The sequence below is a fragment of the Chryseobacterium sp. BGARF1 genome (assembly GCF_001677955.1).
Lineage (GTDB): Bacteria > Bacteroidota > Bacteroidia > Flavobacteriales > Weeksellaceae > Chryseobacterium.
Map to the genome: position 1 here is coordinate 1 of NZ_LELA01000185.1, position 282 is coordinate 282.

Consider the following 282-nt stretch of genomic DNA (forward strand, 5'->3'; position numbering starts at 1 on the left):
GGAAACAAAATTGCGAAAGTAGCTCAGTTGGTAGAGCGTCAGCCTTCCAAGCTGAATGTCGCGAGTTCGACCCTCGTCTTTCGCTCAATTTTCACACCGCATTAGGCGTGATTTTTTTAACAGCTGTCACAGCGCAGAGTAGAGTTTCTCTGAAAGCGTACAGTTTTAGTTTTAAATTGCCTCCGTAGCTCAGCTGGCTAGAGCAGCTGATTTGTAATCAGCAGGTCGTGGGTTCGAGTCCCTCTGGAGGCTCAATTTAATATAAAATATCTGGGGAGATTC

The 282-nt window shown here is 45.7% G+C and carries 2 tRNA genes; both read left to right on the forward strand.

Annotated elements, in window-relative coordinates:
* Positions 1-12: 12 nt before the first annotated feature.
* Positions 13-85: transfer RNA gene (locus AB671_RS21390), tRNA-Gly, on the forward strand.
* A gap of 93 nt (positions 86-178) precedes the next feature.
* Positions 179-252 (forward strand) — tRNA-Thr (locus AB671_RS21395).
* Positions 253-282 lie beyond the last annotated feature (30 nt).